The organism is Seonamhaeicola sp. MEBiC01930 (genome assembly GCF_045277075.1).
Lineage (GTDB): Bacteria > Bacteroidota > Bacteroidia > Flavobacteriales > Flavobacteriaceae > Seonamhaeicola.
On sequence record NZ_CP104270.1, the window covers coordinates 2,541,167 to 2,561,904 of the forward strand.

General features: G+C 34.2%; 11 protein-coding genes. All 11 read left to right on the forward strand.

Annotation, left to right across the window (positions count from 1 at the left end; translation table 11 throughout):
* The first annotated feature begins 445 nt into the window (after positions 1–445).
* Positions 446–1,804 (forward strand): alpha-L-fucosidase, encoded by a 1,359-nt coding sequence (locus tag N1F78_RS11115; protein WP_406683232.1) that lies wholly within the window; start codon positions 446–448, stop codon positions 1,802–1,804.
* Between the two features lie 38 nt (positions 1,805–1,842).
* A complete protein-coding gene (locus tag N1F78_RS11120; protein ID WP_406683233.1) occupies positions 1,843–3,609 on the forward strand; it encodes an alpha-L-fucosidase in 1,767 nt (588 codons plus the stop codon).
* A gap of 13 nt (positions 3,610–3,622) precedes the next feature.
* Entirely contained in the window at positions 3,623–4,708 is a 1,086-nt protein-coding gene (locus N1F78_RS11125) for a glycoside hydrolase family protein (RefSeq protein ID WP_406683234.1), read from the forward strand.
* A gap of 36 nt (positions 4,709–4,744) precedes the next feature.
* Positions 4,745–6,070: a sugar porter family MFS transporter gene (locus N1F78_RS11130; RefSeq protein WP_406683235.1), complete on the forward strand. Its 1,326-nt coding sequence runs from the start codon at positions 4,745–4,747 to the stop codon at positions 6,068–6,070.
* Positions 6,071–6,175: 105 nt separating this feature from the next.
* On the forward strand, positions 6,176–6,904 hold the full coding sequence (locus N1F78_RS11135; RefSeq protein ID WP_406683236.1) for an alpha/beta hydrolase: 729 nt from the start codon (positions 6,176–6,178) through the stop codon (positions 6,902–6,904).
* A gap of 6 nt (positions 6,905–6,910) precedes the next feature.
* Positions 6,911–8,395 carry a sulfatase-like hydrolase/transferase gene (locus tag N1F78_RS11140; protein WP_406683237.1) on the forward strand — a complete coding sequence of 495 codons (1,485 nt, stop codon included), beginning with the start codon at positions 6,911–6,913 and terminating at the stop codon, positions 8,393–8,395.
* Between the two features lie 26 nt (positions 8,396–8,421).
* Positions 8,422–10,392 (forward strand): glycoside hydrolase family 97 catalytic domain-containing protein, encoded by a 1,971-nt coding sequence (locus N1F78_RS11145; RefSeq protein ID WP_406683238.1) that lies wholly within the window; start codon positions 8,422–8,424, stop codon positions 10,390–10,392.
* A gap of 11 nt (positions 10,393–10,403) precedes the next feature.
* Positions 10,404–12,071 carry a sulfatase gene (locus N1F78_RS11150; RefSeq protein WP_406683239.1) on the forward strand — a complete coding sequence of 556 codons (1,668 nt, stop codon included), beginning with the start codon at positions 10,404–10,406 and terminating at the stop codon, positions 12,069–12,071.
* A 42-nt stretch (positions 12,072–12,113) separates the two neighbouring features.
* Positions 12,114–14,783 (forward strand): hypothetical protein, encoded by a 2,670-nt coding sequence (locus N1F78_RS11155; RefSeq protein WP_406683240.1) that lies wholly within the window; start codon positions 12,114–12,116, stop codon positions 14,781–14,783.
* A 1-nt stretch (position 14,784) separates the two neighbouring features.
* On the forward strand, positions 14,785–17,568 hold the full coding sequence (locus N1F78_RS11160) for a heparinase II/III family protein (RefSeq protein ID WP_406683241.1): 2,784 nt from the start codon (positions 14,785–14,787) through the stop codon (positions 17,566–17,568).
* 5 nt (positions 17,569–17,573) lie between these two features.
* Positions 17,574–20,738, forward strand: a complete 3,165-nt coding sequence (locus N1F78_RS11165; protein ID WP_406683242.1) for an alpha/beta hydrolase fold domain-containing protein — start codon at positions 17,574–17,576, stop codon at positions 20,736–20,738.

Consider the following 20,738-nt stretch of genomic DNA (forward strand, 5'->3'; position numbering starts at 1 on the left):
ATTAATATAGGTCTATAATTATTTTCACTAATAAAATAAATTGCAAAGGGTATGGTTAAAAATCATACCTTTTTTTTGATTTTATTTTTCACAAAATAAATGATTCATTTAGTGAATATGGTGGTGGTTTATAAATTTTGGTATGGATAAATTATTCAAAGCTTCCGGTAAATTTTAAAAAAAACCACAAAAGAACTATGCTTTACATTGTATGGACTATGATTTATAAATAAAACCATAGGTAATTGATAATATTGTATGTGAATAATAATTAGTATGTTGTTCTTAGAGCAACAATAAGTAAAGAAACTTACACTGTTTTTAATACTCATTATTTGATCGTTAGTTTTAGTTGTTGCCCGATTAAATCTGGAAGTAAATAACTTTCTTTTAGAGTCAATCGGGCTTTTTTTAATTAGGATTCATAAGATGTTTTAAAAGAAGGATGAAAGAAAAAATTATTCTATTTGCGCTATTAGCCTTGGTATTAAATTTAGGTTGTGATAATTCTTCTAAAGAATCTGTTAAGGTCGTAATTGATGAGAAAAGTGAGGATGGTCGAATGCAATGGTTTAAAGATGCCAAATTTGGTATGTTTATTCATTGGGGTGTATACTCACAAGCTGGTGGGGAATGGAATGGCGAAACAAATCATGCAGAATGGCTACAATTTACCGCTAAAATTCCTTTAAAAGAATATACGAATTACGCTAAGTCATTTAACCCGGTAAAGTTTAATGCCAAAGAATGGGTTTCCATTGCTAAAAATGCTGGAATGAAATACATTGTTATTACTTCAAAACATCATGATGGTTTTGCAATGTATAATTCTCAGACTAGTTCACATAATATTGTTGAAGGTTCAGCATTTAAAAGAGATCCTTTAAAAGAGTTGGCTGAAGAATGTGAAAAGCAAGGGCTCAAATTCTGTACATACTATTCTTTAGGTAGGGATTGGGAAGATCCAGATTGTCCAACAGGGTATGCTGGTAATATTGCTTGGAGGAGTAACTTAATAGATTACCCAATTGAAAAAAATAAAGTCTTACAACGGTACTTAGATAGAAAAGCTATTCCTCAGGTTAAAGAACTACTTACAAATTATGGCCCGATAGGAATTATGTGGTTTGATACTTATGAGTTGGTAAGTAAGCAACAAGGGCAAAAAATTGTTGATATTATTAGGGAGCTACAGCCTGAATGTATAATTAATAGTCGTGTAGGTCCATGTTTAGGTGATTATAAGGTTAATGAACAAGAAATTCCTGAAGGAGCAGAAATAAAACCTTGGGAAAGTTGTATGACTATGAATAAACACTGGGGGTATAATAAAGCTGATGATAATTGGAAAACAAGTGAAGAGTTAGTTCATCATCTTATTGATATAGCAAGTAAGGGAGGGAACTTTTTGTTGAATGTTGGCCCAACGGGTGAGGGTGTATTTCCTGAAGCCTCTATGGAAAGGTTAAAAGTGATGGGGGATTGGTTGAAGGTAAATGGTGAAGCTGTTTACGGAACAACATTTAGTCCATTTGAAAAATTTACTTGGGGTAGGTGTACTAGAAAAAATGAAGATGGCAATACGGTTTTATACTTTTCTGTTTTTGACTGGCCTACAAATGGAGAGCTGTTTATTCCAGAATTGAAAAACAAAGTACTTCAATCTAGCTTATTGGCGAATAGCGAAACTATACAAACTAAATCTTCAAAAGGAGGGCTAATTCTAAAATTACCTAAAACGGCTCCAGATACTATAGCAAGTGTAGTAAAAGTATTAGTTAAAGGCAATATTGGTATCAATTAATGGTAGAAATGAAATCAGAAAGCGAATAGATGATAAACATGAAAAATAGAATCTTAGTATTTGTGGTTACGTGCTTGCTGTTAAACTTTGGCTGCGGAAAAAGTAATTCAAAAGAAACAGTATTAGCCATAGAACAGAGTCAGCAAATCACAGATGAAGAACGTATGGAATGGTGGTCTGAGGCTAGATTCGGTATGTTTATTCACTGGGGTATCTACACAAAACTTGCTGGGTTTTATAATGGTAAAGCCCAACCCAATAGTGCTGAATGGATTATGAACCGGGGGAAAATCCCAATTGCGGAATATGAAAAATTAGCCGATGATTTTAATCCAACTAAGTTTAATGCTAAAGAGTTTGTGAGTTTAGCAAAAGAAGCAGGAATGAAATATATGGTTATAACTGCAAAACATCATGATGGTTTTTCAATGTTTGATTCTGAGGCTAGTGATTATAACATTGTAGAAGCAACACCTTTTAAGCGTGATATTTTAAAGGAATTAGCTAAGGAGTGTCAGGCACAAGGCATTAAATTCGGGTTCTATTATTCACAAGCACAAGATTGGCATCATCCTGGAGGTATGGGTAATAATTGGGATGATTCTATAAAACGTGTAAGCAGTGATGAATATGTTTATGAAAAAGCATTACCAGAAGTAAAACAATTGCTAACCGAATACGGCCCCATCGCTATTTTTTGGTGGGACACACCTCGTAAAATGACAAAATCTGTTGTAGATAGTTTATATCAAATAACAACGGCATTACAACCACAGATTATCACTAACGATCGCTTAGGAGATGATTATCCAGGAGACCACAAAACATTTGAAAGACACGGACCAAGATATCAACCAGAAGCAAAATATTGGGAATTATGTCAACCAATTAGTGGCAGTTGGGGGTACCGAAGTGATGACGATAATTTTAAGCCAATCCCAACATTAATTCGCAATTTAATTGATCAAAGTAGTAAAGGCGGTAACTATTTGCTAAATGTGAGTCCAACTCATGAAGGCACATTAAAAGTTGAAGCAGTAGACCGATTAAAGGCTATGGGGACTTGGATGAATAAAAACAGTGAAGCTATTTACGGTACACAAGCAAGTCCATTGGCTGAAGAACCTGAGTGGGGTAGAATCACCATGAAGACAGTTGAGGGTAAAGCACTTTTGTATTTACATGTTTATAATTGGGAAGATGGAACGTCGCTTCCTGTGCGTCTTATAAATCAAGTCGCTTCTTGTTATTTACTTACAGATAAATCAAGATCATTTAAAACTGAATCAAATAGTAATGGTATAAAGGTAGAGTTAACAGGAGAGGCTCCAGACGCAGTGGCTTCGGTTATTGTTTTAAAATTAAAAGAAAAGCCCAATGCATTACCTCAAAAACCATTAGGGCAGGATGTAGAAGGATTAGTTGTTTTACCAGCTGGAAGAGCACAGTATGAAAACTTACAAGGCCCGGGAGCTCAATATAACGAACGACTAGATTGTGTGGGAAGTTGGGACAGTGAAACAGCAAGAGTATATTGGACGTTTAATATAGATAAACCCGGAGATTTTCAATTAACAGCGCTGTTTTCAGGTAAAAAAGACTCCGAAATAACAATGTCATTTAACGGCGTATCATCAGATGTTAATGTACCCGTTAGCGGAAATACAAAAAGGTTTAGGAAATTGGACTTAGGTAAAGTTAAGGTCGATAAAGTAGGTAAATATGAGGTTTCCTTTATGCCTGTAGCTGGTAAATGGAATGCTTTGAACCTAAAAGAACTTAAAATTCAACCCATTAAAAATTAATTGAATATAATCAATGAAGTATGTTTTTCTTTTTTTAATTGGTTTTTTGATGTCGTGTAATGCGCAAAATGCCATTTATGATAATTTGAAAGAAGCTCCGATTGATGGAGGTTTGCAAATGGAAGATTATTGGGTTTGGGGGAGTTCAGTAATTAAAGGTGATGATGGTAAATATCATATGTATGCATCAAGGTGGCCAAAATTTTTACCGTTCCATCCTGGGTGGATGGTGGCTTCTGAAATAGTACACGCTACTTCAAATACTCCTGAAGGACCTTATCAATTTGAAGATGTTGCTTTGGGTAGTAGAGGAGCGCAATTTTGGGACGGACGTTCATGCCATAACCCTAAAATAGTAAAACATAAAGACACTTATATTCTTTATTATATGGGGTCAACGCATCCTTTTGAAGAAGTGAATAATAATAATGTTGATGATTTCAATTTATCCAGCAAGTGGTGTATTGCAGCTCGATGGAGAAAGCGTGTTGGTATTGCAACTTCAAAAAGCCCTTATGGCCCATGGAAACGATTAGATGCTCCAATTTTGGAAGTAAAACCAGATAGTTACTACAGTTTTTTAACCTCCAATCCTTCACCTTTAATTAAGGAAGATGGTTCCGTTGTGCTTTTGTTTAAAGGAAGAAGTTATAAAGAAGATACTATAAAACACAGTGATATGAGTATTGGTGTAGCTACTGCACCATCGTTTGATGGAGAATACACTGTTGTTGGAACTAAACCATTATTTTCAATGGAGCATTTGGGTGAAGTTGAGGATCCGCATCTATGGAGTGATAATGAAGGTTTTCATTTAGTAGCAAAAGACCAACGTGGTTTGATTACAGGAGGAAAAGGCGATGGGCTTTTGGCACATTCAAAAGATGGGATTAATTGGGTGGTTGATGAAAACCCAAGAGCATACACGAAAACAGTAAAATGGGAGAATGGTAAAACAATAAAGCAAGGACAATTAGAGCGTCCGTTTGTTTTTGTTGAAAATGGCCAGCCTACACATATTTTCTTTGCCACTATGGATGGTCCTGGTGGATTTGGAAACGGTACAAAAACATGGAACATGGTGATTCCTTTAAAATAATTAAAAACAATTCAAACTAACTAATACTTTTATAAGATGAGCAAAAAAATATTATTATGGTCTATTACTGCAGCATTAGCTGGATTTCTATTCGGTTTTGATGTGGTTGTTATTTCGGGAGCCGATAAGAAATTACAGGCCCTTTGGGAATCTTCAGATTCATTTCACGGATGGGTAGTTATGGGAGCCGCACTTTGGGGTACCGTATTAGGAGCTATTTTTGGAGGCTTTCCAACTAATAAATACGGTCGTAAAAAAACCTTAATTGTTATTGGTGTTTTATTTGCAGTATCAGCCATTGCATCGGCATTATCAAATGATCCATTCGTTTTTGCTTTTGCTAGATTTATTGGAGGAGTAGGTGTGGGAGCCTCTACTATTGCTGCTCCAGCTTATATTTCTGAGATTGCTCCAGCAAAAGATAGAGGGCGTTTAGTAGCCATGTATCAGTTTAATATTGTATTTGGTATTCTTGTGGCCTTTATGTCTAATTATTTGTTGAGCGGAATTGGAGAAAATGCTTGGAGATGGATGTTAGGTGTAGAAGCCATTCCTGCAGTTTTATATATTGTTTTTGCCTTAGGTGTTCCTAAAAGCCCAAGATGGTTGGCATCAAAAGGTAGAACTGAAGAAGCCAAAGCTGTTTTGCAGATAATTAATCCGGATGGTGATGTTGAAGCTCAATTACAAGAGTTTCAAAGTCATTCAGAACCTAAAGATTCGTCTGAAACCATATTTATAAAGAAATATAGGTTCCCTTTAATGTTAGCATTTCTTATTGCCTTTTTTAATCAGTTTTCCGGAATAAATGCCTTTTTATATTATGCACCGCGTATTTTTGAAGAAGCAGGATTAGGAGAAAGTACGGCATTATTAAGCAGTGTTGGTATTGGAGTTACTAATTTAGTATTTACCTTATTAGGTGTTTTTCTAATTGATAAATTAGGAAGAAAAACATTGATGTATTTTGGTTCTATAGGATACATAATATCTCTAGGTTTAGTATCAGCAGCCTTTTTCTTAGGTTGGACAGGTATGGCGGTTCCAATTTTCTTATTCATATTTATTGCTGCACATGCCATTGGACAGGGAGCAGTAATTTGGGTATTTATTTCAGAAATATTCCCAAATCATTTAAGAGCTTCAGGGCAAGCTTTCGGGAGTTCAACGCACTGGGTTTTAGCGGCGATTATTCCTTCTTTAATACCATTCCTATTTAATCATCCAGCAATTGGTGCAGGTGTGGTATTCTTAATTTTCACTGGAATGATGGTATTACAACTGTTATTTGTGGCTTTTATGATGCCAGAAACAAAAGGAAAAACCTTAGAAGAATTAGAAGATATCATTTTAAAGAAATAATAACGCGTTTTCATGAGGAAAGCCATCTTACTGATATTAATCTTTTGTGTTTCAACTCAACTTTACGCTTCCAAAGTTGATACTTTGGTTGTATACAGTAAGTCCATGAATAAAGAGATTAAGAATGTAGTTATCACTCCTGATACCTATGGCACAATTGAAAAATCATATTCAGTGGTGTATTTACTTCATGGTGCTGGTGGCAATTATAAAGATTGGTTAAAAAAAGTGCCAAAAATAAAAACGTATGCAGATGATTATGATGTCATTATTGTGTGTCCTGATGGTGGGAAAACCAGTTGGTATTTTGATAGCCCTATAGATGCTAGCATGAAATATGAAACCTATGTTTCAAAGGAATTAGTAGAAGTTATAGACAAGTCATACAAAACGATTGCTAAAAAAACACATAGAGCTATTAGTGGTTTAAGTATGGGAGGTCATGGAGCTTTGTATTTAGCTTTTAAACATTCAGATGTCTTTGGTGTTGCTGGTAGTATGAGTGGTGGTGTTGATATTAGACCATTTCCATTACGATGGGAAATTGAAAAACGATTAGGCTCATATGCAGAAAACCCTAAAAATTGGGAGGTGCATACGGTTATAAACCTAGTACATTTATTGAATGGTAAAAACCTGAAATTTATTTTTGATTGTGGGGTAGATGACTTTTTCTATGATGCTAATGTAAGACTACATCAAAAGCTAATAGAACGTAATATTCCGCATGACTATATTGAACGTCCGGGAGGACACACCAACCCTTATTGGAAAAATTCCACAAAATATCATATGGTGTTTTTTAATGAATATTTTAATAAATCAAATAACTAATTAATAATGAACTTTAAAACAGTTTATCTTCTTTCTTTAATTATGGTTTTTTGTTTTTCTTGTAAAAACAATACCAATTCAATCAATCAAGAGAAGGAATCAAATACTACAACACTTGCAAATAGTCAACCTAACATTGTTGTGTTATTGTGCGATGATTTGGGATATGGAGACTTATCGTCTTTTGGTCACCCTATTATTGAAACCAATAATTTAGATAAATTAGCAGAAACAGGAATTAAACTAACAGATTTTTATTCCACGGCAGCTGTGTGTTCACCGTCCCGCGCAGGTTTACTTACAGGAAGAAGTCCAAATAAAGCTGGTATTTATGATTTTATACCGGGACTTAAAAAGAGTCCTGATAACAGAGATTTAGTTCATTTACAAGCATATGAGCAAACTATTCCTGCTATGTTAAAATCTGTTGGTTACAGCACCTGCTTGGTAGGTAAATGGCATTGTAGTTCCAGGTTTAATTCAGATAAACAACCACAACCTGATGATTTTGGCTTTGACCATTGGATGGCTACTCATAATAATGCGGCACCAAGTCATGAAAACCCAAAAAACTTTGTTAGGAATAGAGAAAAAGTAGGTGAGATTGAAGGTTTCAGCAGTCAAATTATTGTTAGTGAAGCTATCAATTGGTTAGATAATAGAACCGATGATAAACCCTTCTTTCTAGAGGTAGCATTTCATGAACCACATGAACCCGTTGCTTCACCCGAAGATTTGGTTCAAAAATATTTACCAAAAGCAAAAAACAAAGAAGAGGCCGAGTATTTTGCTAATGTTGAAAATGTTGACTTAGCTGTTGGTAGGTTGATTGAATATTTCGAAAAAAATAATATAGATAATACCTTAGTAGTTTTTAGTTCAGATAATGGACCAGAAACTTTTATGAGATATCACAGGGCCAAAAAATCTTATGGTTCACCGGGTGAGTTAAAAGGAATGAAACTTTGGACTAATGAAGCTGGTTTTAGAGTGCCTGGGATCATTAATTGGATAGGAAAGAAAACTTTTACTGGAACAACCAATAAGGTGGTTTCAGCTTTAGATTACATGCCAACTTTTGCCGAACTTTCTGGAGCTAAATTGCCTAATAGAGAATTAGATGGTGAATCGTTTGTTTCGCTTTTAGAGCAAGGAGAATTCAATAGAGAAAAGCCCTTGATATGGGCGTTTTACGATGCTATTAATGCTCATAGAGTAGCGTTGAGAAAAGGAGATTGGAAAATTATGGGACGTTTAGTGGCTGATAATGAAGAACTACCACATATTCACAATTTGGCAGAGAGCAACATAGAATTGGTGAAACGTGCTGAATTAACAGATTTTGTTTTGTTTAATTTAAAGGAAGATATAAGTGAGTCTGAAGACCTTTCATCAGCTAAACCTGAGGTTTTTAAAAATATGAAAGGCTTAATAGAATTAGAGTATAAAAGGCTTTTAGACGGAAGTCATATTTGGATTAGAGAAGAATAAATAATAGAATTAAAATAGATTATTCAATGTTAAATAAAGTAGTTTTCTTAATTATAATTTCAATTTTCACAAGCTGTAAGCAGCAAGAACCTATAGATTTATTGTCACCAGATGCATCTAAAAAAATTGTGTTTTTAAATGGTGAAAGTAAAAGTGATGTTACTTTTTCTGTTTTCTATGGTAACCAACAAGTGATTGAAACTTCTGTTTTAGAAATAGTATCAGAAGAACTAGATTTTTCAGGAGAAATTTTGGTTGAAAAAATCGAAAAGACCTCAGAGAATTCTACATGGGAATCTAGATTTAGTGAATTAAGTACCATCCCTGATAATTATAATCAAGTTAAAATCTATTTAAAACAAGGGGAAGCAAAACTCAATGTTATAGCCAGAGCTTATAATGAAGGAGTGGCTTTCGCATATGAAATCCCCGAACAAAATAATCTTGAGGAAATTAAACTAAGTGAAAACATTCACTATAATTTTATTCAAGACTTTGCTGTTTGGTCAACACCTAAAAGAGGAAAAGGCGTTTTAACGGCTCAGGGTGAATACAAGAAAATTCCATTAACAAAACTACAAGAAGGTTGTGAAAGACCATTATTAATTGAAGTTGCTGATACTTTGAAAATAGCTTTAGCAGAGGCAAGATTGGTAGATTATGCAAGATTAAGCTACAATAAAGGAACATCATCAAACTTTAGTATACTTTCTTCTCTAGATGGGAGAATGGAAAAAATCAAGCATGACCTGGTGAGTGGTGCAGCTATTTCCGAAAGAGACACAAAAGGGTTTAGGATTCATCAAAAACTACCAATTGTATCACCTTGGAGGGTTGTAATGATGGGCAATAGCTATGCTGATTTATTGGAAAAAAATTATATCATTCAAAACTTAAACCCACCCTCTGCTTTTGACGATTCTTGGGTTGAATCTGGTAAAATTTTGAGGGAAACTACACTAACAACAAAGGGTGGTTTTGCGGCTATAGATTTTGTGGCAAGTCATAACATGCAATATGTACATTTTGATGCGGGTTGGTATGGCAACGAAATGGATAATGCATCTGATGCCACAACTGTTACTTTAGACCCAAAACGATCTAAAGGACCTTTTGATGTTGAGGCTGTTTGTAAATATGCTAAAGAAAAGGGTGTAAAAGTAATGTTATACATTAATCGTAGGGCTTTAGAAGGTAAAGTTGATGAAGTATTTCCGGTGCTTAAAAAATGGGGTGTTTCTGGTGTGAAATATGGTTTTGTTAGAGTTGGCGATGAAGGCGCTACGACTTGGATGCACGATGCCGTTAAAAAGGCTGCAGAATATAATTTGGTTATTGATATTCATGATGAATACAGACCTACAGGTTTTTCTAGAACCTATCCAAACCTTTTAACGCAGGAGGGAATTCGTGGTGATGAAGAAACGGTGCCTAATGAGCATACATTAATTACCATGTTTACAAGAATGTTGGCAGGAGCAGCGGACAATACGGTTTGTTACTACAATAAACGCGTGGATAAAATGGGGTCTCATGCGTCTCAGTTAGCAAAAACAGTTTGTTTGTTTAGTCCTATACAGTTTTTGTACTGGTATGATAAAGCGCCAGCGGCTCCAGTAAAAGATGATGGCCTTTGGGGTGACACTAAAACTATTGGAAATGAGCCAGAATTGGAATTCTTTAACAATGTGCCAACTACTTGGGATGAGACCAAAGTGCTAGAAGCTGAAATAGGAGAAATAGGAGTAATTGCTCGAAGAAAAGGCAATGATTGGTTTGTTGGTGGTATTAATGGAACTACTGCACGTAATGTGGCCTTAGATTTTTCCTATTTAGATGCTAATGCACTATATAAGGTAAAATTGTATGTAGATGATGACACGGTCAATACAAGAACTAAAGTTAAAATTGAAGAGATTGAAGTAAAAAATACTTCAGAATTAAATTTAAAGATAAAAAGCAACAATGGATTTGTTATGCAAATCACTAAACTATAATTTAAACTAACATGAAGAATAAAAAATATCTTTTAAGATTATTATCTGTTTTGTTTTTAATAGGATTGGTATCCTGTAAAACAAAAGAAGAGAAAGTGGTAAAAAAAGAATTACCTGCTAAACGGCCTAACATTATCTTTATGATGTCTGATGACCATGCGTATCAAGCTATTAGTACCTATAGTAATCATTTGATAGAAACACCAAATATTGACCGTATTGCAGATGAAGGGATAAAATTCACCAACGCTTGTGTGTCAAATTCCATTTGTGCACCTTCAAGGGCAACCATATTAACAGGTAAGCATTGCCATGTTCATGGAAAGGTGGATAATGTATTTCCTTTTGATGAGTCTCAAACAACTTTCCCTCAAATCATGCAGAAAGCAGGTTATAAAACAGCCATGTTTGGGAAATTACATTTTGGAAATAACCCTAAAGGGGTAGATGAGTTTAAAATTTTGCCGGGTCAAGGAAGGTATTACAATCCTATTTTCAACACAAATGACGGACAAATTACTGTTGAAGGTTATGTGACCGATATTATTATGGATATGACTTTAGAGTGGTTGGAAGAAAATAAAAATGATGATACACCATTTATGTTATTCTCCATGCAAAAAGCACCTCATAGAGAGTGGTTGCCAGCTCCACGGCACTTTAAAGAATACACCAAGAAAACATTTGTTGAGCCCGAAACTTTGTTTGATGATTATGAAGGAAGAGGAAGTGCTGCTAAAACCGCAGAAATGAATTTGTTAAAGCATATGAATTGGGCTGGAGATGCTAAAATATATCCAGAACTTATGAAGGAACTAGGTTTAAAAGATGAGTCTGGTTGGGATTTAGAAGCTTTTGAGCGTGAGGTAGGAGCAATGAATGAAGAGCAACGTGCAGTTTGGGATTCTGTTTACGGACCTGTAATGGAAGATTTCAAAGCAAAATATCCTGAAATGGATGATAAAGCACTAATGAAATGGCGTTACCAAAGGTATATGCAAGATTATTTAGGCTGTATAGCTTCGGTTGATGAAAATGTTGGGCGTTTATTAGATTATTTAAAAGAGTCAGGTCAAGATGAAAATACAATCATTGTATACACTTCAGACCAAGGGTTTTATTTAGGTGAACATGGGTGGTTTGACAAACGTTTTGTTTATGATGAATCATTTAAAACGCCATTATTAGTTAAGTGGCCAAATGTAATCACTCCAGGTACAACTAGTACAGAAATGGTTCAAAACTTAGATTTTGCACAAACCATTTTAGAAGCAGCACATATTGAAGCGCCTTCAGATATGCAGGGTGAAAGCTTGGTGCCTTTATTATTAGGAAATCAAGAAGAGTGGACTAGAGATGCGGTTTATTACCATTACTACGAGTACCCTGGTATTCATATGGTAAAAAGACATTATGCCATAATTACGCAAGAATATAAGCTAGCACATTTTTATTATGACGTAGATGAGTGGGAATTATACGATCGTAAAAAAGATCCACAAGAAATGACCAATGTTATTAATGATCCTGCATATGCTGAGGTTGTGATAAAACTAAAAGAACAACTTGCCGATTTAAGAGAGCAGTATGGAGATAGTTCGGAATTAGATCAAGAAATATTAAGAAAATATTTGGAAGCTAAAGACAATCCAGATATTGAAACTGTCCCACTTCATTAAGATAGATTAAACAAAAAATAAAGATTATAAGCCCATAATCTAATGAAATTTATTGCATCAATCCTTTTAATTCTGGCTATATCAAATGGTATAACCATGAGCGCTCAGAACTCGGGTGATCATCCGAGGTTATTTGCGGCAAAAGAAGATAGGCAAGCCATATTGCAAAAAATAGAAAATGAATCCTGGGCTAAGGCGTCTTGGAAAGCGCTTTTAAAAGATATTGATGTTTATGTAGACCGTCATATTGATGACCCAAAATGGATTACTTCCAGACTTGCCATGTATTGGAAAGATGGTGAGCGCTATACCCAATGCTATATAAAAAATCAAGATTGGGATTATGGTGAGGGTAATGCACCTATACCAACGGTTCGTTTACCAGGAATGCGAAGATGGAATGACTATTTAAATGTTCCTCTAGAAGATAGAACTCCTTACAATGAAACGGGTGATATGTTGGGCATAAGCCGTTCTAGTGGAGATAAAACACCGGTTTTAATTCCATATAAAGAATCAGGACATATGATTCGTGCTAATAATATGGAAATATTAAAGCTGGCTGAAAAATCTGCTTTCGCATACTACATAACCCAAGAAGAAAAATACGCTAAGTTTTCAGCAGATATTTTTTGGTCTTGGATGCTAGGTACTTATTATATGAATCCTCCTTTGGATCCTAAAGAATCTAGTAAAGGACCAGGAGGTTACGAACCAGGTGGGATTTTAGGCTACTATGATTATGAAGTAATTCATGATGACAGACAAACGCCTATGGCAATAACTTATGATTTTCTTTATGATTATTTAAATCAACATCCTCATGAACATTTAAAGATGATTAATAAAAAACCAGTTGATGTTGCTGAAATTGTTTTTAAACGTTTCATTGAAATTGGTTTAGTAAGAGGAGGAAAAAGAGGTAATTGGAATGTAAACCGTTATAAAAACATCATTGGTAGCATACTCGTTTTAGAATCAAATGATTTTTATAAAGACGGTAAAGGGCGCGAGCATTATATTCCTTATTACACAGAAAAGTCAGGTAAACATTTTGCCGGTTTACCAGAAATTATGGCAAATTATAATCCTACAACAGGATTATGGCCAGAGTCTCCTGGGTATGCATCTGGAATGATTCCTTTTGTTTTAGATATGGGTTTAAAGCTATATAAATCTGGTGTAAATACCCTTGCCGGAAACCCAATTGTAAATAAGGCGGCATTGGCTAATTTAGGTTGGTTAGATGCTCAAGGAAATTTAGTTCTTTTTGGAGATATGCGAGGAGGACCACCAAATATGTCAGCTTTTGAATCTTTGTTAACCTATGCTACATGGGAAGGAGACAATGAAACTGCGGAGAAAATGGCCACGGTTATTCGTAAAAATATAGCTTCTGGTTATCACGATAGAACCAAATCTGATTGGAAAGGAATTGTATTTAATCAACCGCTTCCAGATTCGGGAGATGAACTGCCATTTCATAAAGCAGCATACTCCCCATTTCATAGGCATCTCATTATGAAAAACGGCAATGATGAGAATAATGCCTTAATGTTTACCTTATATGGTGGAAGATATCAGTCACATTTAGCAGAAAATGGTTTGGCTATGCAGTTTTATAGTAAAGGTTGGGTTATGTCACCAGATGCCTCAGCTTACGAATCATACTGGTCTAAAGATGCAGGTTATCATCGTGGTATTACTGGCTCAAATACTATAGTGCCAGGTTATAAAAAAGGAGAAATTACTATTAATGCCATGGATCCTTGGGTAGACACAACCCAGAGCTTTTATAATGCAACAAGCATTTCAGAAAATGTATCTTTCGCTGATGTGTCTGCAGAAGAAAAACGAAGGTTGGTGGCAATGATTCGTACGTCTGATACTACTGGATATTATGTCGATATTTTTAGGTCAGACCAAAATAACAACGATTATATCCATCATAATGTTGGGAATTCTGTTGTTTTAAAAGGAAAAGATCATCGAGCTTTAGAATTAAAATCTGTAGACGATTTGGGTACTGAATATGATAAGAACTATTCGTTTTTCAAAAATCAAAATAAGGTTAGTTATACAAATGATTTTAATGCGTCTTGGGTTGTAAATAACACTAGCCCTAATATGATAACAGATATGTGGATGATGGGACAAGAAAATAGAGAAATCTATACTGTTGACGCGCCACCTACAACTATTAGAGGAGATGTTACTCCGGGGCAAGTAAATAGAAGCCCTGAAACTACACCAACTTTAATTGTAAGACAAAACGGAATTAATGGAAGTACAAATCCCTTTGTATCCGTTTTTGAATCCTATGAAAAAGGAAACAAATCAATAACCAATATTTCTAATTTTGGTACTGGTCCAGGCTTTGTATCCTTAAAAATAGTTTCAAAAAATAGTACACAATATATTATTAACTCAACTAGTGACCAAGTTCATAGAACTACAGACCGCTGGATGATTAACGCCAATTTAGCTGTTATTTCTGAAAAAAATAATGAGTTTGATTATTTCTATTTGGGTAACGGGAAACTGTTTCAGAAAGGAAAATATAAAATTGAAGCAGTCAATGGAACGGTTTCTGCAGAGTTAAAATTTGAAGATGGTAAATGTTATTATTCTTCAGATAAGCCAGTTTCAATTCAGACCAAAAATGGAAATGCAAAAATATATCCAGCTGGATATCATGTAGAAATTAAATAGAATGAGAAATACAAAATTGCATATAGTTTTTATACTAAGTTTATTAATGACCTCTTTGTTAATAGGGCAAGAGTTGGAGCATCCTAGAATTTACGTTTCAGATAAGAATAAGAGTAAGTTTTTACAAACTATTAAAGATGTAGCTTGGAAGAAGGAATTAGTAGAAAAGAAAATTAAAAACTTAGAAAAGTATCTAGCTTATTGTGAAGAAGACCCAACATGGTTGGTATCTCGTTTACAAATGAACTGGAACACCAAACATGATAAAGTATATTTAAAAGGAGGTGATTTTTCGCATTCCGAAGGTTCAGCTCCTGTGCCAACAGTTAGATATTCTGGTACTCGAGATTGGGCAACTGACTATAAGAGACCAAAATTAGAGGATGTAGAACCTTATTTTGATGACCCTCGCGGACTTTACTTAGAGCATAAAGAAACTAAGAAAAAGGAATGGATTCATCCGTCTGAAGGTGGTTTTGCTATTGAGAAAATAAATCAGGAAATCATGCAGTTGGTTGAAGATGCTGCATTTTTATATTGGTTAACAGGTGAACAAAAATATGTCGAATTTGCATCGCCAGTGTTTTTTACTTATATAGATGGGATGCATCATAGAGATGCTCCAATCGATTTAAATAACTCAAACCAGCAATTCATTTCTGGGTTAGCAACTTTTGAGGTAATCCATGAAGGTATTGTTATTTCTTTGGTAACAGCTTACGATTTTTTATATAATTATTTTGAATCTGAAAGTAGAGATTTATCTAATACCGAGGCAGTTTTTCAAAAATGGGGAGATCAAATTATAAAATATGGAATTCCAGATAATAATTGGAATTTATTCCAAGCTCGATTTTTAACTTACATTGCCTTAGTTTTAGAAAGTAATGATTCCTATAAGAACGGAAAGGGTAGAGAATATTACTTAGATTATACTTTTAATATTTCTACTGATAGGCAAATTTCGGTAAGTGAATCCTTAAATGTTTACGATCAAGAAACTGGTATTTGGCCAGAAAGCCCAAATTATTCGGTTCATGTTATAACAACACTTTTAAAAATATTCACGCTATTAGATAATGGAACAAATGCAAATGAAATTGCTAAATACCCTATTTTGGAAAAAGCAGTTTTGGCATCGTTTCAATATTTATTCCCATCAGGATACATGGTAGGTTTTGGTGATGGCGGACATAAAACATTGCCTCCGGAAAATTTTGAACTTTTAATAGCTAATTATAGAAAGTACAATCAAAAAGAAAAAGAAGAATTAATTTCTGGTTTTCTTTCAGAATTCATTTCTAATAAATTGTATAAAAGGAGAGCTAGAGATTTATTTAATCTATTCTTTTATGTAGATGATATTGTAGAAAGTAAAGCAGATTTAGAAGCACTAACAACTTCAACATTTTATGCACCCAATGTAAGTCTATTTAATCAAAGGTTAGGTGAGGGTGATAATGCGTTGATGTTATCAACCGTTGGTTCTTATGGAAATCATGCACATGCTAATGGTATTTCAATAGAACTGTTTGCAAATAATTATGTGGTTGGTCCTGATTCAGGGAAGGGCCCTAGTTATTGGCATCCAACCTTTAGAAATTATTATGCAAGAATGCCTGCTCACAATACAGTTATTGTAGATGGGAAATCTAATTATAATAACATGCGAACCTATCATCCGTTTACATTAGATAATAGTTTTCCAAAATCGGGCGTGTCCTCCTTATTTAATAAGGTAACCTTTTCTAAAGTTTCTTTTTTAGAGCCAGAAACGGTTTCTAACCAACAGCGCTTTTCCGCTATTATAAAATCGAATTCAGGAAAAGGATACGTTGTAGATGTTTTTAGATCGAGAAAACAAAAAGAAGGCGCTCAAAAACACGAATACATTTATAGAAACATTGGGCAGACTTTAGACGTTTACGATGAAAATTCTGTTGCTTTAGATTTTCTTAAAACAGATGAGTTAAGTTCAAAAAAAGGAGATTTAAAAGGTTATGATTTCTTTTCAGGTAAAGTGAAAACAACTAATTCAAAAGATATAAAGGCTTTATTTACTTTAAAAGAAGTAAATAAACCCAATAACATAACCAAATTATGGATTAAAGGAAGTGATAACCAAAGTGTATACAAGGTTAAATCTCCTAATTCCAATGCTTTAAGTGAAGGAACTGCACCAAAAGAAATTCTAAAAGATTCACTTCAAACTTTAATAATTAAAAGAGAGGAAGCTGCATGGAATAATCCGTTTGCAGTAGTGTTTAATCCTTATATGGAAGGAGAACAAAATTCTATTGAAAATGTCTCTTATTCTAATTTAAAAAGTAATCCAAACACACAAATAATAGAGGTGTTGCTTTCAGATAAAACAACTTCAGATAGAATTGTACTAAATACTACTGAAAATGATATTGCAGAAACAAAAGAGCTTTATCAAAAGGGATTGTTGTCCATAATTAGAACATCAAAAAGCACCGAAGAATTAGAATTTATGTTTCTATCTGGGGTTAGCAAGGTAGATTATAAAGACTGGACAATTATTGCCTCTATGGATCCATTAACTTTATCAATTGAAAATACGGAAGAAGGTTATTTAGTTCAGAATGATAAGCCAGTTACTATTAATTTACCTTACAAAAAGGGGAGTGAACGTGCAAAATTAATGTTATATGAAAATGGTGAATTAGTATCAACAAGAAATGCAGTATTGAATAGAAATAAATCACATATGCAATATTTTAAATTAGAAAAAGCATACAACAAAGTAATAATTACCAAATAGATAAAATGATAAAAGAGACCAAATATTTAATAGTATTTTTTCTAGCAATAACCTTAGCAAATTGTCAAAATAAGAAAGAAGTTGCAAAAGATTTTGCTCATGAACATGTTTATAAAGTGATTGATAATGACACTTTGAAACTGCAAATATTAAATCCTCCTAATTTTGAAAATGATGAAAAATATCCGACAATAGTATTTTATTTTGGTGGTGGTTGGAATGGAGGTTCAACTACTCAGTTTGAAGGTCAGGCTAAATATTTTGCATCTAGAGGCATGATATCTGTTTTGGTGGACTACAGGGTGAGGAACAAGCACAAAACAACACCATTTGAATCTGTAAAGGATGCAAAATCTGCAATGCGATATTTAAAAGCAAATGCGGATAATTTTGGAATTGATATTAATAAAATTGTAGCTTCCGGAGGTTCTGCTGGTGGGCATTTAGCTGCTGCAACAACGCTACTTTCAGAAATTAATGAGACTACAGATGATTTATCAATAAGTCCAAAAGCAAGTGCATTAGTACTTTACAACCCTGTAATTGATAATAGCAAGGAAGGTTATGGTTACGAAAGAATTGGTGAAAGATATTTAGAGTTTTCTCCTATCCATAATATTGAGATTGGAGCACCTCCAACTGTTTTCTTTTTGGGATCAAAAGATAAATTAATACCAGTTTCTACTGGTGAAGAATATAAATCCAAAATGGAAGCTATTGGTAGTAGGTGTGATCTTTTTATTTATGAAAATCAACCTCATGGATTTTTTAATAAATGGAAAGCGGATGGAGAATATTGGATAGAAACAACAATAGAAGCGGATATATTTCTGGAATCTTTAGGATACATCAACGGGGCTCCAACTATTCATAAAACCAAAAAATTATATGTATCTAAAAAGGAGGTTTCAAACCCAGATGGATCAATTCAAAAACCTTTTTCAACGCTTGAAGATGCCATTAATACTGCTGGAGCCATAAAATCTATGCAATCAAATAGAAGTGTAATTATAAACATTCAACCTGGAGAGTATCATTTAGAAAAGGCTTTAAAAATCACACCAGATTTAAGTGGCTTGGTAATTAAAGGAACTAATGCTTCTGAAGTAACTATAGCAGGGTCTACAAAATTACAACCAAATTGGGAAAAGTATGAAGGTGATATTTATGTTACTGAAGTTGATGAAAAATTAGATTTCGATCAATTGGTTGTAAATGATGCCGCACAAATTTTGGCTAGATATCCTAATTATGATGAAAATGGTCATTATTGGCAAGGATATGCAGCAGATGTGATTTCTAAAGAACGTTTAGCGACATGGGAAAAACCAGAAGGTGCATTTTTTCACGCCTTACATAGAGGAAGATGGGGAGGTTATCATTATCAAATCATGGGAGTGAATGAAGATGGCACAGCAATTTTAGAAGGAGGTCATCAAAATAATCGAGGTTCTGCATATCATAAAGAGTATCAAATGGTGGAGAATGTTTTTGAAGAACTAGATAGTCCTGGAGAATGGTATTTAGATAAAGACGAGCATAAACTTTATTACTGGCCATCTAAAAATGTGGACTTAAAAAATTCTACGTTTGATGTTCCTGTACTTAAAGATTTAATTCAAGTGGTAGGTACCTTGGAGAATCCAGTAAAGGATGTATCGATTAGTGGTATATCTTTTAAAAATACGCAGAGAACGTTTATGGAACCTTATGAGCCTTTATTAAGAAGTGATTGGACTATATATAGAGGTGGTGTTCTGTTTTTTGAGGGGACAGAAAATTGTAAAATTCAGGACAGTGAATTTACCAATTTAGGAGGAAACGTTATTATGGTAAGTAAGTATAATAAAGGTTTTGAAGTTACTGGAAATCACATTCATGAATGTGGAGGAAGTGCCGTTTCTTTTGTTGGAGATCCGTCTGCTGTTCGCTCTCCTTCCTTTAATTACAGAAAGTTTGTTGACGTTGCTGAAATGGATACTGAACTTGGTCCAAAGAATGAATTATACCCTAGAGAATGTCTGGTAAAAGATAATTTAATACATAGAATTGGTAGAATAGAAAAACAAACTGCCGGTGTTCAAATATCTATGGCTATGGATATAACGGTAAGCCATAACAGTATTTATGATGTTCCAAGAGCGGGAATCAACATAGGAGATGGTACTTGGGGTGGACATATTCTTGAGTATAATGATGTATTTAATACGGTATTAGAAACTAGCGATCACGGTTCATTTAACTCCTGGGGAAGAGATCGTTTTTGGCATCCTAATAGAAAATATATGGATAGTTTAACCACGGCTAATCCTGACATGCCAAAATGGGATGCTATTGAAACAACGGTGATTAGAAACAATCGTTTCCGTTGTGACCATGGTTGGGATATTGATTTAGACGATGGGTCATCTAATTACCATATATATAATAACCTATGTTTAAATAGCGGTATTAAACTACGTGAGGGTTTTAATAGAGTGGTTACAAACAATATAACGGTAAATAATTCATTGCACCCGCATGTTTGGTTTGCTAATTGCGAAGACGTTTTTAAATATAATATTGTTGCCGATACATACCAAGATGTTGGTTTATTAAGTTGGGGAAAGGAATTAGATTTTAATTTATTTCCTACCGAGGAATCAATGATGAAGTCACAGATTTATGATAGAGATAAAAACAGTTCTTTTGGAGATCCGTTATTTAAAGACCCAGCTAATTTAGATTTTACTGTTGCTGAAAATTCACCAGCGTTAAAATTAGGTTTCAAAAACTTTGCAATGGATGAATTTGGGGTTAAAAAACCAGAGTTAAAACAAATGGCTAAAACACCTGAAGTTCCTGTAATAAAAGATCCTTCAAAGAGTAAAGCAAGCCCTGTAGTTGCTTGGTTACGTAACCAGTTAAAAAGTGTAGAGTCAGAACAAGAACAATCTGCATATGGGTTAAATACTGCTGAAGGTGTAATTGTGTTGCGTATCTGGAAACCTAGTCCAGCCGTTAAAAATGGTGGTATAAAGAAAGGTGATGTAATTCTTCAAGCTAACGGGCAAAAAGTGAAAACCGTTAAAGATTTCTTCAAAATTAATTCAGAAAGCAAAACAGATAAGCTTGATGTTATTGTCATGCGAAATCAAATAGAAACCAAATTAACAATTAATATTAAATAA

Excerpts from the sequence above, each read along its gene's own strand:
- N1F78_RS11115 (WP_406683232.1), top strand. The coding sequence starts at position 446 with ATGAAAGAAAAAATTATTCTATTTGCGCTATTAGCCTTGGTATTAAAT.
- N1F78_RS11120 (WP_406683233.1), top strand. The coding sequence starts at position 1,843 with ATGAAAAATAGAATCTTAGTATTTGTGGTTACGTGCTTGCTGTTAAAC.
- N1F78_RS11125 (WP_406683234.1), top strand. The coding sequence starts at position 3,623 with ATGAAGTATGTTTTTCTTTTTTTAATTGGTTTTTTGATGTCGTGTAAT.
- N1F78_RS11130 (WP_406683235.1), top strand. The coding sequence starts at position 4,745 with ATGAGCAAAAAAATATTATTATGGTCTATTACTGCAGCATTAGCTGGA.
- N1F78_RS11135 (WP_406683236.1), top strand. The coding sequence starts at position 6,176 with ATGAATAAAGAGATTAAGAATGTAGTTATCACTCCTGATACCTATGGC.
- N1F78_RS11140 (WP_406683237.1), top strand. The coding sequence starts at position 6,911 with ATGAACTTTAAAACAGTTTATCTTCTTTCTTTAATTATGGTTTTTTGT.
- N1F78_RS11145 (WP_406683238.1), top strand. The coding sequence starts at position 8,422 with ATGTTAAATAAAGTAGTTTTCTTAATTATAATTTCAATTTTCACAAGC.
- N1F78_RS11150 (WP_406683239.1), top strand. The coding sequence starts at position 10,404 with ATGAAGAATAAAAAATATCTTTTAAGATTATTATCTGTTTTGTTTTTA.
- N1F78_RS11155 (WP_406683240.1), top strand. The coding sequence starts at position 12,114 with ATGAAATTTATTGCATCAATCCTTTTAATTCTGGCTATATCAAATGGT.
- N1F78_RS11160 (WP_406683241.1), top strand. The coding sequence starts at position 14,785 with ATGAGAAATACAAAATTGCATATAGTTTTTATACTAAGTTTATTAATG.
- N1F78_RS11165 (WP_406683242.1), top strand. The coding sequence starts at position 17,574 with ATGATAAAAGAGACCAAATATTTAATAGTATTTTTTCTAGCAATAACC.